Source organism: Lactiplantibacillus sp. 30.2.29, from assembly GCF_018991255.1.
Taxonomy (GTDB): Bacteria; Bacillota; Bacilli; order Lactobacillales; family Lactobacillaceae; genus Lactiplantibacillus; species Lactiplantibacillus pentosus.
Window position 1 is genome coordinate 20,867 of sequence record NZ_JAGYGU010000003.1, and the last position, 15,337, is coordinate 36,203.

General features: G+C 48.5%; 11 protein-coding genes and 1 pseudogene. 11 read left to right on the plus strand and 1 reads right to left on the minus strand.

Going from position 1 to position 15,337, the window contains the following annotated elements; translation table 11 throughout:
• Window position 1: 1 nt before the first annotated feature.
• Window positions 2-1,421: pseudogene (locus KGF65_RS02680) on the plus strand (anion permease).
• Window positions 1,422-1,496: 75 nt separating this feature from the next.
• Here KGF65_RS02680 and KGF65_RS02685 read toward each other — a convergent pair.
• On the minus strand, window positions 1,497-2,459 hold the full coding sequence (locus KGF65_RS02685; protein WP_050338942.1) for a sugar-binding transcriptional regulator: 963 nt from the start codon (window positions 2,457-2,459) through the stop codon (window positions 1,497-1,499).
• 160 nt (window positions 2,460-2,619) lie between these two features.
• On the opposite strand from KGF65_RS02685, the gene KGF65_RS02690 reads away from it, so the two are divergent.
• The 10 genes from KGF65_RS02690 to KGF65_RS02735 all read left to right on the plus strand — a co-directional run bounded on the left by KGF65_RS02690 (window position 2,620) and on the right by KGF65_RS02735 (window position 14,313).
• Entirely contained in the window at window positions 2,620-3,783 is a 1,164-nt protein-coding gene (locus KGF65_RS02690) for an NADP-dependent malic enzyme (RefSeq protein WP_216748269.1), read from the plus strand.
• An 11-nt stretch (window positions 3,784-3,794) separates the two neighbouring features.
• Window positions 3,795-4,850 (plus strand): [citrate (pro-3S)-lyase] ligase, encoded by a 1,056-nt coding sequence (gene citC / locus KGF65_RS02695; protein ID WP_216748270.1) that lies wholly within the window; start codon window positions 3,795-3,797, stop codon window positions 4,848-4,850.
• Window positions 4,840-5,130 (plus strand): citrate lyase acyl carrier protein, encoded by a 291-nt coding sequence (citD, locus tag KGF65_RS02700; RefSeq protein ID WP_050338939.1) that lies wholly within the window; start codon window positions 4,840-4,842, stop codon window positions 5,128-5,130. Before citC ends, citD begins: the two co-directional genes overlap by 11 nt.
• Entirely contained in the window at window positions 5,130-6,044 is a 915-nt protein-coding gene (gene citE, locus KGF65_RS02705; RefSeq protein ID WP_105924181.1) for a citrate (pro-3S)-lyase subunit beta, read from the plus strand. Before citD ends, citE begins: the two co-directional genes overlap by 1 nt.
• Window positions 6,034-7,572 (plus strand): citrate lyase subunit alpha, encoded by a 1,539-nt coding sequence (citF, locus tag KGF65_RS02710; RefSeq protein ID WP_105924182.1) that lies wholly within the window; start codon window positions 6,034-6,036, stop codon window positions 7,570-7,572. The genes citE and citF overlap by 11 nt, the downstream gene beginning before the upstream one ends.
• 1,264 nt (window positions 7,573-8,836) lie before the next feature.
• Entirely contained in the window at window positions 8,837-9,076 is a 240-nt protein-coding gene (locus KGF65_RS02715) for a flagellar biosynthesis protein FlhB (protein ID WP_225367368.1), read from the plus strand.
• Window positions 9,077-9,525: 449 nt separating this feature from the next.
• Entirely contained in the window at window positions 9,526-10,908 is a 1,383-nt protein-coding gene (locus tag KGF65_RS02720) for a class II fumarate hydratase (protein ID WP_003638129.1), read from the plus strand.
• Window positions 10,909-11,109: 201 nt separating this feature from the next.
• Window positions 11,110-12,498, plus strand: coding sequence for a flavocytochrome c (locus KGF65_RS02725; RefSeq protein WP_209040944.1), 1,389 nt, complete (start codon window positions 11,110-11,112; stop codon window positions 12,496-12,498).
• 400 nt (window positions 12,499-12,898) lie between these two features.
• Window positions 12,899-13,435 (plus strand): citrate lyase holo-[acyl-carrier protein] synthase, encoded by a 537-nt coding sequence (citX, locus tag KGF65_RS02730; RefSeq protein ID WP_216748271.1) that lies wholly within the window; start codon window positions 12,899-12,901, stop codon window positions 13,433-13,435.
• Window positions 13,432-14,313 carry a LysR family transcriptional regulator gene (locus tag KGF65_RS02735; protein ID WP_050338933.1) on the plus strand — a complete coding sequence of 294 codons (882 nt, stop codon included), beginning with the start codon at window positions 13,432-13,434 and terminating at the stop codon, window positions 14,311-14,313. The genes citX and KGF65_RS02735 overlap by 4 nt, the downstream gene beginning before the upstream one ends.
• Window positions 14,314-15,337 lie beyond the last annotated feature (1,024 nt).

Genomic DNA, 15,337 nt, shown 5'->3' on the forward strand with positions numbered 1-15,337 from the left:
GATGACACTCAACAAAGTCAAATACCGGGATTTTCTAGCGCCGTTGATCGTCGGCCTGATTATCTGGTTCAGCAGTCCCATCAAGCCAGCGGACGTTTCAATGAACGCTTGGCACATTTTAGCCATTTTCGTGGCAACGATTATTGGTTGTATTACCCGGCCGTTACCAATTGCCGGTGTGGCCATCATTGGTTTGACCCTGACCGTTTTACTGGGCGTGGTGCCCATGGATACGGCGGTCGCAGGATTCGGGAGTAGTACCGTTTGGATGATCGCCATGGCCTACTTCATGTCCCGGGGCTTCATCAACACCGGTTTAGGCCGGCGGGTCGCGTTGGTGTTCGTGCGACTGTTTGGTAAACGAACCCTTGGATTGGCCTACGCGCTGATTGGGGTCGACTTGGTCACGGCACCCGCCACCCCAAGTAACACGGCCCGTGCCGGTGGAATCGTCTATCCAATTATTCAATCTCTGGCCGAAACGTTTGGTTCCGATCCTAAAGACGGGACACAAAGTAAAATTGGGTCGTTTCTTGTGTTTGCCGAATTTCACGGTGATTTGATCACCAGTACGATGTTTATGACAGCGATGGCACCAAACTTGGTGGCTGTCACTTTAGCTAAGAGCCTTCACATTACTTTATCGTGGATGCAGTGGTTCCTAGCAGGGATCGTTCCCGGCATTATTTGTTTGTTGGTTGTGCCATATTTAATCTATAAAATGTATCCACCAGAAATCAAAGATACGCCCAATGCCAAGGAATGGGCTGACAATGAGTTGAGCAAAATGGGCAAGATGAGCTTACCAGAAAAAATCATGGGCGCTGTCTTCCTATTAGCCTTAGTTTTGTGGATGTTATCAAGCTTTATCGGTTTGGAAGCCTCATTAGTTGCCTTTATGGCCGTTTCATTGCTGTTAGTTGCTGGGGTATTGTCCGTTGACGATGTCCTGCACGAAACTGGTGCTTGGAACACGTTGGTTTGGTTCTCGATTTTAATCTTCATGGCCAATGAGTTAAACAAACTCGGGTTTATTCCGTGGTTATCAGGTGCCATTGGTGGCGCGCTGAAAGGCTTCAGCTGGGGCATTGTCTTGGCAGCGTTAGTGCTGTTCTATTTCTACAGTCATTATTTGTTTGCCAGTGGGACGGGCCCACGTGTCTGCCATGTACGGCGCATTGCTCGGGGTGGCGGTTTCTGCCGGTGCTCCCGCGGCCTTCTCAGCATTGATGCTCGGCTTTACCGGGTCGATCTTTGCTTCGACGACGCATTACGCGAATGGTCCGGCCAGTGTGCTCTTCGGTTCGGGTTATGTGACGCAAAGTAAATGGTGGCAGTTAAACTTCGTACTCGGTCTCTTCTACTTAGTCGTTTGGGGTGGCGTTGGCGCGCTCTGGATGAAAGTAATTGGCATTTGGTAGACTGAGCGACTGAAAAAACAGGTACCAGGCTGCCGCGAACCGGTCAGCGTTGGTACCTGTTTTAGTAAGATGTATTTATGATTGAAGTGGGGTGGCCTGGTCTTCTTGTAAGACGCGGTTGGCTACGGCTTCGTCAATAATGATGTCCGTGAGCAGATGTCCCCGCAGCGCGCCCAGCAAGGCCTTACTTTTAAACTTGCTTTTGATGACGCCAAAGCGCCGGGGCACCTTCAAAATGGCGGCCATCTTAGCGCCGAATAACTTGTCATGGTCGGTGTTGAGAATCCGGCCGTTGATATCGTAAGGCCGACCATAAAGCATGCCAGCGACGGCCTCAGGATCCGCGCCACCCAAGATGGCTTGTTGATGGGCTTTCCACACTGGAATCGAGTCGATCGATGCCAAGGTCCCGATACCCGCGAACAACATGTCCATCCGGTCAAAATTACTGATGGCCGGGGTAATGGCGGGTTCCTGGGCAAGTGCCTGGTGAGCCCGGTCATTAAACAGGTAGAGTGGTGCTGGAATTGTGACGTACTTGGCGCTGAACTTCGCAGCCGCTTTTTGTACGAGTGGGGTCGACCCATTGGCAGCGTTGGTTTTCAAGTTGTCACCCATGAACTGCGTAAACAGCAAGTCATCGCGGGTGCTAATCTGAAAGTTGTCGATGACGCTGAGGACGGTGCCGCCCCACGCCACGCCGATAATCTGACTTTGCAAGATTTGATGTTGAATCTCCTCTGCGGCGAATTGAATGACGTGGCGTTCATCGTCACTGGTCGTATCGGCATCTTTAATGATGTAAATGTGATCAATCGGAAATTGTTTTTTGAATTTGGTTTCTAGTTCGCCATTGCGCTCGATGGGGGTGTTGATGCTGATTTTTACTAACCCGGTCGCCATTGCTTCGTCCAGATATTTGGAAATCAAGTAACGACTGACTTGATATTTTTTAGAAATTTCAGCAATGTTGATTTTCGATAAGTAGTAATCATGGGCAATCCCAATGAGCAGGCGGCGATGGTTCATATCGTCCATATCGATGACCTCTTCGTTTAAAGATAAGTTCATTATACCAGATAAACGGCATTTTAAAAATTTAAAAAATACAGATTAAATTTGATATTTTTTAAAAATGGTCGTACACTGAATTTAACAAAGATGAACGGTATTTTGACGAAAGAGAAGGCATGACAAAATGGTTGAACAAGATGAAATTCTAAAACTGCACGCGGCGCATACCGGCGTGTTGGAAGTCAAATCGGATTTGGCAGTGACGGACAAGGCAGAACTCGGACAGGCTTACACTCCGGGAGTTGCGGTGATTTCGAAGCTGATTGCGGCCCATCCCGAATTAAAGGCGAAGTACACGATGAGTGGTAAATTGGTCGCCTTGATCACGGATGGTTCGGCTGTCTTGGGACTCGGCAACATCGGCCCGGCTGGTGGTTTGCCGGTCGTAGAAGGTAAGGCTTTACTCTATAAAAACTTAGCTGGCATCAACGCGATTCCGTTAGCACTCAATCAGGTCAGCGTCCCTGAGATGGTCAAGACCATCAAGAACCTGTCGCTTTCGTTTGCTGGGATTCATCTCGAAGATATTATGGCGCCCAAGTGTTTCGAGTTGGAAGCCGCGCTCAAAGCTGAGTTGAACATCCCAGTTTACCACGACGACCAAGAAGGGACGGCCATCGTGGTGTTGGCAGGATTGATCAATGCCGCCCACGTGGTTGGCAAATCCTTACAACAGCTACGGGTCGTTGTGAATGGCGTTGGGGCTTCTGGTTTGGCCACTGCTCGTTTGCTCGCGGCAGTCGGCGTTAAACAACTGACGCTCGTCGACGTATACGGGGTCGTGACTGCGGATGATTCGCGCTATAACCGTTACCAACGGGACTTAGCTAAGCAACTCGGCACACCGGCAACGTTGAAGGGCCAACCTTTGGCGAAGGTCATGGCAAATCAAGACGCATTTATCGGCTTGTCGGATGCCAATGTCTTGTCCGCAGGCGCCGTGCACTTGATGAATCATGATCCAATCATTTTCGCGTTGGCGAACCCGGTCCCAGAAATCGACCCAACCGTAGCTGAAAAGGCGGGTGCGGCAGTGATTGCGACCGGCTCAAGTCAGTATCCTAATCAGGTCAATAATATTTTGGCCTTCCCAGGATTATTTAAGGGATTGCTCGAAAATGGGGTCAAACAAGTCGATGATGACCTGCAAGTTAAAATCGCCAAGGCATTGGCGGCCACGGTCAAGAATCCGACCGCGCAAGCCATTGTCCCCAGCGTGTTTGATCCAGCCGTGGTGCCAAACGTGACGGCCGCGGTTGCCGCTTCAGCCGAGACTAGTCAAGCATAGGAGGGTTCCAGATGACAGCGCAAGTCGTTGAGTTACAACTGAATAATTCACGCGAACGCACCCAGTGGCAACAATTCTTAAGCTCACTGGATATCACTAATTTCAGTGATCAGGAAGTGGATAAAATCGACTTGACCCTGGGCTTGATGGAAGACGACCAGTTAGTCGGGACCGGCTCATTAGCGGGAAACGTGCTGAAATACGTCGGCGTTTGTGATCGGGATAGTCAGCCGGGAGCACGGTTCAATCAAATCGTGAGTGCACTAGTCAGCCGTGCGTTTCAAGCCCAACAGTTTCATTTGATGGTCTTCACGAAAGCTAAGTATTCGCAGAGCTTTCAACACGTAGGCTTTAAAGAGCTGGCGCACTCGGATGAAGCGGCGGTGCTTGAAAACGGGACGCCGGATATTGCTGATTTTGTTCAACAGTTACCGACGATTTCGGATCAGGAAAACAAGCGCATTGGTGCGATCGTGATGAACGCCAACCCGTTTACTCAGGGCCATCGCGAATTGGTCACTCAAGCGGCTGCGGCCTGTGACTTGGTGTACGTCTTCGTGGTCGCCACCGACGCTAGTTTATTCAAAACTGCCGAACGGCTTGAGTTAGTTCGACAGGGCACCGCAGACTTGGCGAATGTCCGGGTCGTCAGCGGGGGCGATTATCTGGTCAGTGCCGCCACCTTTCCCGCTTATTTCTTAGACTCGGCGGAAAGTGCCATTAAGGCGCAAACCACCTTGGACGCACGGATCTTCCGCAATCAGTTAGCGCCACGACTGCACTTGACGACCCGCTTCGTTGGCACTGAGCCAACCTCGCGTACGACTGGCATTTACAACCAGGTGCTACAACGCGAGTTACCGCCAAAAGTGGCATTACAGGTAATTCCGCGTAAAACGGTCGGGACCGAGCCCATCTCAGCCCGCACCGTTCGCCAGGCGATTCAAACCGGCGAGTTAACTAAGTTAGATCAACTCGTACCGTCCACGACGGCGCGTTTTATTAAAACTCATTTAGCAACATTACAGAAGCGTATTCAGGAAGGAATGAAAATTAATGGAAATTAAGACTACGGCTGTGGCCGGAACGTTGGAATCTTCCGATATTCAAATCATGTTGGCTGCGGGAGGCACTGGCATTCAGATTGACTTGGAATCAGATGTCATCAAGCAATTTGGGGCCCAAATCAAACAGGTCATCACGACGACGCTGCAACAACTCGGTATCGAAAATGCCAAGGTCAAGGCAGTGGATAAGGGTGCGTTAGATTGTGTCATCAAAGCACGGACGATTACCGCTGCTCAACGCGCATTGGAACAAACGACACCAGCATGGGAGGTCTTATAATGGCTGAAAAAGAAGAACGCTTACGGCGGACAATGATGTTTGTGCCGGGGAATAATCCGGCCATGGTCAAGGACGCGGGAATTTATGGCGCTGATTCAATCATGTTTGACTTGGAAGATGCCGTCTCGATGGCTGAAAAGGATGCGGCTCGGGTCTTAGTCTATGAAGCCCTTAAAACGCAAGATTATGGCAATGCCGAATTAGTCGTGCGGATCAATGGCTTGGATACGCCGTACTACGCCAATGATGTCAAAGCGATGGTCAAGGCGGGCATCGACGTGATTCGGTTGCCAAAGGTCGAATCCGCTGAAATGATCCAACAACTTGAAAAAGACGTGGCTGCCGCGGAAACTGAATTTGGCTTACCAGTTGGCACGACTCATTTGATGGCTGCCATCGAAAGTGCCAAAGGGGTCTTGAATGCGCCAGCGATTGCCGCTGCTTCCGATCGGATGATTGGGGTCGCGCTATCCGCTGAAGATTACACCACTGACATGAAGACGCACCGTTATCCGGATGGTGCCGAACTTGAATTTGCCCGCAACATGGTCCTCCACGCCGCACGGGCCGCTGGAATTGCCGCCTTCGATACGGTCTTCACGAATATGGCCGACCCAGATGGGTTCTACCGTGAGACGCGGCACATCCATCAACTCGGATTTGATGGGAAGTCATTGGTCAACCCACGGCAGATTCCAATGGTCAACTCGGTCTATGAACCAACCAAGGATGAAGTCGTTAAGGCCCAAAAAGTGATTGCCGCCATCGAAGAAGCCCGTATCAAAGGTTCCGGAGTCATCTCGATGAATGGTCAAATGGTCGACCGGCCAGTCGTCTTGCGCGCACAGCGGGTCATGCAGTTAGCCAAGGTTTCCAACTTACTTGATGAGGAGGGCAATTACATTGAAAAATAGCGTAAACCGTGAATTACCAGATGAATTATTGTCGAAGTTAAACTATCAGGGCTTCGAATCCACTGAAATCGGCCATCCCGAAATTCAGCGGGTCGCCCCAAAAGTCCACGTTTCAACCGGTGATGATAAGGTCGTCGATTCGATCAAAGACGTGGTCAAGGCGACCGTCAAAGATGGCATGACGATTTCATTTCACCACCATTTTCGGAATGGGGATTTCGTCTTCAACCAAGTCATGCGGGCAATCATTGATGCCGGTATCCAAGACCTGACTTTGGCACCTTCCTCATTAACGGGTGTCATGAACGATATGGTGATCGAAGCCATCAAGGCGGGGACGATTACCAACATCACTAGTTCTGGGATGCGTGGCTCACTTGGCGACTTCGTTTCACACGGTGGCTTGAAGAACCCGGTCATCTTCCGTTCACACGGTAACCGGGCACGGGCCATCGAACACGGCGATATTAAGATCGACGTGGCTTTCCTGGGGGTTCCAAATGCGGATCGGTTAGGTAATGCGAATGGGATGGCTGGTAAAGCAGTCTTCGGTTCATTGGGCTACGCGTTAATGGACGCGCAATACGCCGATCAAGTGGTCTTACTCACGGATAACCTAGTTGCTTATCCAAATACGCCAGCTTCAATCAAGCAAACGCAAGTTGATTACGTGGTCAAAGTCGACCAAGTCGGTGATCCAGACAAGATTGGTTCTGGTGCAACGCGCTTTACTAAGGACCCAAAGGAATTAAAGATTGCGCAGACGGTCAATGACGTCATTGTCAACTCACCATACTTCAAGGACGGCTTCTCATTCCAAACTGGTTCCGGTGGTGCCGCTCTGGCCGTAACCCGCTACTTACGCCAAGCCATGCTCGATAATCAAATCAAAGCATCGTTTGCACTCGGTGGGATTACCAAACCAACTACCGACTTGCTCGAAGAAGGGTTAGTCGACAAAGTCATGGACGTTCAAGATTTTGATAAGGGCGCCGCGGCTTCAATGCACGCCAACCCAAATCAACAAGAAATCGACGCTTCATGGTACGCGGACCCAGACAACAAGGGTGCGATGGTCGACCAATTAGATGTCGCCATTCTCAGTGCCTTGGAAGTTGACACCCATTTCAACGTCAACGTCATGTCTGGCTCTGACGGGGTCATTCGGGGTGCAATCGGTGGTCACCAAGACGCTGCGACGGCCAAGTTAACGATCATTTCCGCGCCACTCGTTCGGGGCCGGTTAGCAACGATTGTCCCAGATGTTACGACGGTCGTGACACCAGGCGATTCGATTGATGTCGTGGTCACTGAATATGGGATTGCCATCAACCCACGGCGGCAAGACTTGGTCAAGGCATTGAGCCACGTTCCAGGTGTGCCCGTTTACACGATTGAAGAACTTCAACAAATGGCCGAAAAGAAAGTCGGTCAACCACAACCACTTGAATTCACAGATCGGACTGTCGCATTGATTGAATATCGCGACGGCACGATTATTGATACGATCAAAGCGGTTAAGGACTAACCTAATACTGATTAATAATGACCTTGCTGGTAAATTGCCAGTTGGGTCATTTTTTTAAAGTAAATCAATCTGAATTGAGCAGGGGCGTTCGATGGCAATTATGTCCAATGTGAGCCTAAAAACTACGAAATATGTAGTACAATATAAATAGTTGCGAGTTGTGCCTATTGTTATTTAGTATTAAAGATGATTAAATCATGCCAGTTAGTTGGTTTGTTGTTCGTCAGCCGGTGCGTGTCTTAGTCCGACCTCCGGGGCTGGCTGACAACGCTGGAACAGGGCGGACATCGATTTGAACTTACGCAGAAGACCACTGCGCAATTTCAAATACGAGTCTTCTTCTAGCCCGGGAAGACCACCCGGACAAGAAGAACTTCGCCCTTGAGCATTGTCAGCCAGCCCCTCCAGTCGGGAAGCCGCTCGAATGGCGGATGAACGGCCACCTATCTGGGTACAATTGACCACTGAATGTTAGGAGACAGGTCCTTCAAATAAACTCTTAATCAGCACTGACGCTGATTTGTCGCACGTAAATCCTGTGAAGACGGTCTAAAGATTATTGATAAGTATTACTGGTAGCTAGCTTTAAAATTTACCAATCGTTTTGCCTTTCATCTGGGATTCACGGTTTGTAATCTCGGTCGACTAGAAAAAACAACAATGCTCAGTGATGCTATTGGTTTATAACGCTCAAATACAAGTTAGGATAACTTAGTGAAAATCAGTAGCTCACTTTACAGTTTGAATGCTCAAAATAACCGTATGTTAAGAATCAATGACCAATCCATCAAAAAGTTGGGCCCGCACATGTCTGCCTTTCGAATACCATCCCGGCTGGAAGGTATTCTGGGCAAGGCCCAGTGATTCTCAGAGTGTGAGGTTCAGACGGGTTGGGACTGAGGATTAGCCTAGCTAGAACGTTAAGCGGCGAACTTCCGCTTGGCGTTCTGGCGTAGCCAACCGGAAGTCCCAGTCTGACCAGAACACGTTTCATCCATATCGCAGGCAATGTGAAAGACCAGTATTTAAGACGTGGGTTGTCGGCTTAAATCTGTGTCTACCACGTTACGGCCATTGACCAGAATGCCTGGAAGCCGGACTAGGACGTAGCAATCACAGAAAGTTTACGGTAACTCGCACTATTCCCAGCGGGTCTCAGCTGGTAGCTCTTGAACTTAGAAACTGGCATGATTTAATCATCCATAATGCCGAATAATAACAAGCGCAACGCGTGTAGCGAATGATAAGGTGATGTGAGTGAATAATGATGGATCAATTTCCAAATTTTAAGCTATTTATCGATAAATACTTACCATGGCTGGCCGTGATTGGTTTTGTTGTGACGGTTGGTGCTAATGGTAATGTCTGGCTGTATTTTATGGCAGTGCTGATTGTATTCGTGGTGGTCGCAATTATTGACTTACTATTCAAATATTGGAACCACGCCAAAATTCTAGGCATCATGATTGTCCTTCTAGTGCTTGGATTATGGTTGAACCGCTAAGATTGATGTTAGGTGGGCATATTTAGACTGTCTTTGTCAAAAACATCTCGGCTAATCGCAATTAGTAGGGGTGCTTTTTGTCTTGGCTCGCGATAACTTGTTTTTTGACATGGTTCGGTCATACAGCTAGAAGCGCTGTTGCTCAGCCGATGTGATTTCTTGTCGATTTTGGACTATGAAAAGGGCAAAAAAGTGCTGATTACGATTAAAATCAATCAGCAGAGATAAATCGTGACATGTGAAAAAATAAACATTTTTATCGTGAACGCGATTGTTGCAAGTTGTAGATGACAAACCACTGCCACATCAATCTCATAACTAAAACTTATAACTAAATCGATGTTTGACTATAGTCTTCTGGAGGCGCTAAACTTAATTTATAAATTGAATGTTATTTTTTTCACACATTTAGTAAGCGCTTACCAACACATTAATTGGAGGTTATTAACATGACAGAATATCGTGTAGAATCAGATACTTTAGGCGAAGTTAAAATTCCAGCCACCGCGCTGTGGGGGGCCCAGACTGAACGGAGTCGCCATAATTTCCCAACTGGTACGAAGATGCCATTAGAAATTATCCGGGCACTCTTGCAAATCAAACGGGCCGCTGCCATTGCGAACAAGGAAGTTGAAGCAATGACCGCCGAAAAGGCTGATTTGATCGTAGCCGCCATTGATAAATTGTTGGCGTTAGACGATGAAGACTTGCGGAAGGACTTTCCGTTAGTTGTTTATCAAACTGGTTCAGGAACTCAAACCAACATGAACGTGAACGAAGTTGTGGCCCATATGGCCGGCAAACTCAACCCAGACGTTGAAATTTTACCAAATGATGACGTTAACCATGGTCAAAGTTCGAACGACATTTTCCCAACGGCTATGAACATCACAGCTGCCGTGGCTGTCGATAAATTGATTGCGGCTGCCGAACACTTATTAGATGAATTAAAAGCTAAACAAAAGAAGTACTGGCGCGTTGTTAAGATTGGCCGGACCCATTTACAAGACGCGACGCCATTAACATTTGGCCAAGAAGTCAGTGGCTGGGCAAGTGCCATCGAACATGACATTGCTTACTTGAAACAATTGAACCCAACCTTGGGCGAACTGGCCATGGGTGGTACGGCTGTCGGAACTGGGCTGAATGCGGCGCCACATTTTGCTGAAAACATTGCCGCTGCAATGAGCAAACTGTACGGCATTGAATTTACTGCTGACTCCAATAAGTTCTATGGCTTGGCCCATCACTCTGGTTTGAACGTGGTCCATGGTGCCATCAAGACGTTAGCGGCTGATTTGATGAAGATCGCCAACGACGTGCGGTTCCTCGCTAGTGGCCCACGGGCTGGATATGACGAATTGAACATTCCAGCTAACGAACCAGGTTCATCGATCATGCCTGGGAAGGTCAACCCAACTCAGGCTGAAGCCATCACCATGGCAGCAGTTCGGGTCATGGGGAATGACGTGGTCGTGGACTTAGCCTCTAGTCAAGGTAACTTTGAAATGAACGTCTACAAGACTGTGCTGATTGACGCCTTCTTGGAATCCGCCGAATTATTAGCCGGTACGATTACTGGTTTCGCAGACCGGATGATTGCTGGTTTGACGATCAACGAAGACCGGATGGCTGAATTAGTGGACCGTTCCTTGATGACTGTGACGGCGTTGTCACCACACATTGGTTACCATGACAGTGCGGTGATTGCCCAACAAGCTGAAAAAGCGGGCACGACCTTGCGTGAAGCGGCCATCAAGTCTGGTAAAGTTACAGCGGAACAATTCGACGAATGGATGGTTCCAATTGATATGACCAACATTGATAATTAAGGTAAACTAGTGATAGCGCTCCTGTAGCGAGTGGCGACTAGGCTGGCGACGGGTCATTGTTCCGCGAGTGGAATGGTGGCCCGTACCCGCTTATCGCTAGTTTACGGGGGGCGCAGACGAGTACCTGAAAAATAAACTTAATGAAAATGGATCGATCCACATCGGTAACGCGGTGTGTGATGAATTGAGAGGAGTAATTTGATGGCTGACAAATTTACGTATACGCCAACCGCTTTAGCGAATTTAAAAACAACCTATGACGTGGTCATTATTGGATCGGGTGGTGCTGGTTTGACCGCAGCGATTCAAGCCCACGAGCTTGGATTAAAACCGGTGATCTTAGAAAAAATGCCGAAAATCGGTGGCAACACGACGCGGGCTTCTTCGGGGATGAACGCCGCTGAAACCAACGTCCAGTTGCATCACCACATCGTCGACAGTTTTGGCGACTTCTACGACGAAACGCTTAAAGGTGGCGGCAATCTGAATAACCAAGCACTGTTGAAGTTCTTCACGGAACATAGTGCGTTGGCCATCGACTGGTTAGCCGACCACGGCATCGAATTAGACGACTTAACGATTACGGGTGGGATGAGTGTCATGCGGACCCACCGCCCAAGCTCGATGGCCCCAATCGGCGGCTTCTTGGTTACTGAGTTATTGAAACAAGTGGCGGCGGCTAAGTTATCATTGTTCACAGATATCAAAGTTGACCAATTGGTTCAGACGGATGGCAAAATTACCGGAGTCAAGGCAACTACGGCTAACGGTGCGGTAACCATCAATGCTGGTGCCGTCCTCTTAGCGACTGGTGGCTTCGGTGCCAACAAAGCCTTATTGGGCAAGTATCGCGATGACCTCAAAAATTATCAAACCACTAATCAACCGGGTGCGACCGGCGACGGTATCTTACTAGCCGAAGCCGTTGGGGCCAAGGTGGTTGATATGGACCAAGTTCAAGTACATCCGACCGTGCAACAAGATACGGACCATGCTTACTTGATTGGTGAAGCCGTGCGTGGTGAAGGGGCCATTTTAGTCGACCAGCAAGATAAGCGGTTTGTCAACGAATTGGACACGCGTAAAAACGTGACCGCCGCCATCGACCAGCTCGGTGGTACCGGGGCTTATCTGATTTTTGACCGCGGCATTCGTGACCGGGTCAAGGCCGTTGAATTCTACGATCACATTGGCTTAGTCAAAACTGGTGCTGATTTGGCGGCATTAGCGACTGAAGCTGGTTTAGACGCAGATACGTTGACCCAGACGGTTGCGGATTGGAATCAAGCCGTTGCTAACCAAGCGGATACCGCCTTCAAGCGGACAACTGGGATGGATCGCGACATTGCCAAAGGCCCATTCTATGCGATTCACATTGCACCGGCTGTCCATTACACCATGGGTGGCGTCGGCATCAACCCAGCGACCCAAGTTCTGGACAAACAGGACCAACCGATCAACGGCTTATTTGCAGCCGGTGAAGTCGTTGGCGGCTTGCACGGCAATAACCGGATTGGCGGTAACTCGATTGCCGAAACGGTCATCTTCGGTCGCCAAGCCGGACAACAGATGTTCAAATATTTACAGTAATTTCGACAGCGGTCGTTGAGCGCTGAGCGGATAAATTAAGGTTGCTTTGAGAATTCAGTAATGGATTGTCAGGGCAACTTTTTTTGGTGTTGGAATTGATGACTGATCAAGCTCAAAATACAGCCCCAGATATCCTGTTAGTCATCCGGTAATCGCGCTAATCTGGACGCTAAAACCGGTTAACAAGGAAATATCGATTTGGATTCACCCAGCCACTAAGGCAAATTTACGCCAACTTGCACGGCTTCCTGCAATCCTGAGATGTCGGCTTTAGCGTCAGGATTTGAATAACAGGCAATATGACAAAATTCCCCAAATTCGGATAAAATCGGTTTCAAAATTCCGCATTTTCAGTTAAGCTGAGTGTATAAGTATTTATAATAGGAAGAAAGTGACAAGTATGGCGAGTATTTTTACGAGCGGAAAACCGCAGTCAATTACGGATATGTTGGCGGCAAGGGACCAGCGCGTGGCCTTTCAACAGGAACTGACGGCCGCTCATCCGAAGTCGTCGATTGCGGCAATCAAGCTCAATATTCCGGGACCAATCAAGAATAATGATGCGTTGCGGCGGCTGTTTTTAGCTGGTGTTCAGCGATTTGAGGACCAGCTGGCGGATTATACGTTGGCGGCGGACTGGAATCATCCTGCGGGAAATGAACGCTTTTTGATTTTGCCACTAGATTTTGCGACCAGTAAGCGCGCGGCGGTAGCGTTTGAAGAGCAGGATTCACTCGGACGATTGTACGATATTGACATTTTACAAACGGGCTCGCAACGTGCACTGTCGCGGACTGACTTGGGATTACCAAAACGGCGGTGCTTGTTGTGTGGGCGTGACGCCAAGGATTGCGCGCGATCACGTCGACATTCAGTGGCGGACTTGCAAGCAAAAATTACGGCGATGTATGACGCAGAATTCGGTGATCGCGTATGAATACACGGGATTTAGATTATTTTCGGGCACTGGTCGATTGTCAGAATTATACGATGGTTGCGCGCCAGTTTGCCGTTTCACAACCGGCAGTGACGCAGGCGATTCATCGGTTGGAGAAAGAATTTGCGGTCAAGTTGGTGATTCAAGACCGCCATCATCAACAGACGAATATCACGCGGGCGGGCCATCTACTGTATAAGAACGCCCAACAAATTCAAGCGAGTTTGCGCTTGGCCCATCAAGAAATTGATAGTGCTCAGCAAGCGGAGATTCGGTTTGGTCTACCGCCGATTATCGGGACGTTGTATTTCCCACAAATTGCTGAAAAATTGCTACAAAACGGGTTGTTACAGCAGTTGAAAATTACCGAGACGGGCTCGGACGAATTACTGCACAAACTGGTCAAAGGTGAAATCAATATTGCGTTATTGGGATCGTATCTGCCATTTGATTTGCCGACCGTACACGCGGTAAAGTTAGGGGCGCGACCTTTCAGCATCATTGTCAGTCCGCAAAACAGCTTGGCGACGCAGACAAGTATTGGTTTCAAAGATCTAGGACAAGCACAGTTTATCGGCCTGGATGGTAAATACGTTCATCCGCAAGCCTTTCAAGCCTACTGTGATTTTGCCGGGGTTCATCCGGAAGTCATTTACCGCACTCCTGATATTTCGTGGGTCAAAGCGCTGGTCAAAGCCAACCTCGGCATCAGCATGCTAGTCCGCGACGTCGTGAAACCAGATGATGGGGTGGTGTGCCTCGACATTGAGGACCAATTACCCGTCAGCTTCAACATTTCGGTCGTGACTCGCGCCGGCTACTTACCGACCGATGATGAACAACGCTTTATTGACCAACTGTTGAAAATGACCGTCTAATGGTTAGTTGTAATTGTGTCTAGCGCGACTATACGTGAGACAATCATTATGGATCAATGAAAATGACTGATTATTCGGATAACACCAAAAAACTCGCACGATCACAATAAGTGGTGGTGCGAGTTTTTGTGCAGGCGTGCTTTAAATACACGTTGTGGTAGTTATTCTTTAGCATTAAAAATGATCAAATCATGCTATTTTATGAATTCAAGTGCTACCAGCTGAGACCCACTGGAAACAGTGCGAGTTACCGTAAACTTTCTGTGGTGGCGACGTCCTACACCGGCTTCCAGGCATTCTGGGCAATGGCCGGAACGTGGTGGACACAGATTTAAGCCGATAAACCACGTCTTAAATACTGGTCTTTCACTAACCAAGCCCAAAACGCTTGCTAAGTGAAATTTCACCACTTGGCCTTGCCCAGAATGCCTTCCAGTCGGGATTGTATTCGAAAGGCAGACATGTGCGAACTCAACATTTTGCTTAATTAATCATTGATTCATTGGTACACAGTTATTTTGACATTCAACTGTCAGTCTGATCTCTAATTATAGCTAAAGCTTCTTACTCATGCTGTCAGACAAGCGACTTCACTGCAGTTGTCAGAATTTTCTCTAGTTGCCCGAGACAACAAACTCCTGAATTATAGGCGAAAGAAATCTTGTCAACTAATTTCAAGACGAGTGGTGGTCACTGAAATTTGTGGCATTGAGATGAGTGAACAATATTCAGGTGATCTTCTCAGTGATTAAATGCCATCAGTCATCATCGATACCGATTAAGTATTTATCTGAAGGAGCCAGTCAATAAATATTCAATGATCAATTGTGCCAAGCTAGGTGGCCGTTCATCCGCCATTCGAGCGGCTTCCCGACTGTAGGGGCTGGCTGACAATGCTCAGTAGCCAAATTATTCTTAGTCGGAAGTGATTTTCTTCCGGCTTAGAATAAGACTCGTATTTGAAATTGCGCAGTGGGTTTCTGCGTGAGTTCAAATCGATGTCGGCTTACGTTCCAGCAATTGT

Coding starts and splice junctions, on each gene's coding strand:
- KGF65_RS02725 (WP_209040944.1), top strand. CDS start 11,110: ATGGCTGACAAATTTACGTATACGCCAACCGCTTTAGCGAATTTAAAA.
- citD (WP_050338939.1), top strand. CDS start 4,840: ATGGAAATTAAGACTACGGCTGTGGCCGGAACGTTGGAATCTTCCGAT.
- citC (WP_216748270.1), top strand. CDS start 3,795: ATGACAGCGCAAGTCGTTGAGTTACAACTGAATAATTCACGCGAACGC.
- citX (WP_216748271.1), top strand. CDS start 12,899: ATGGCGAGTATTTTTACGAGCGGAAAACCGCAGTCAATTACGGATATG.
- KGF65_RS02715 (WP_225367368.1), top strand. CDS start 8,837: ATGATGGATCAATTTCCAAATTTTAAGCTATTTATCGATAAATACTTA.
- KGF65_RS02690 (WP_216748269.1), top strand. CDS start 2,620: ATGGTTGAACAAGATGAAATTCTAAAACTGCACGCGGCGCATACCGGC.
- citE (WP_105924181.1), top strand. CDS start 5,130: ATGGCTGAAAAAGAAGAACGCTTACGGCGGACAATGATGTTTGTGCCG.
- KGF65_RS02685 (WP_050338942.1), bottom strand. CDS start 2,459: ATGGACGATATGAACCATCGCCGCCTGCTCATTGGGATTGCCCATGAT.
- KGF65_RS02720 (WP_003638129.1), top strand. CDS start 9,526: ATGACAGAATATCGTGTAGAATCAGATACTTTAGGCGAAGTTAAAATT.
- KGF65_RS02735 (WP_050338933.1), top strand. CDS start 13,432: ATGAATACACGGGATTTAGATTATTTTCGGGCACTGGTCGATTGTCAG.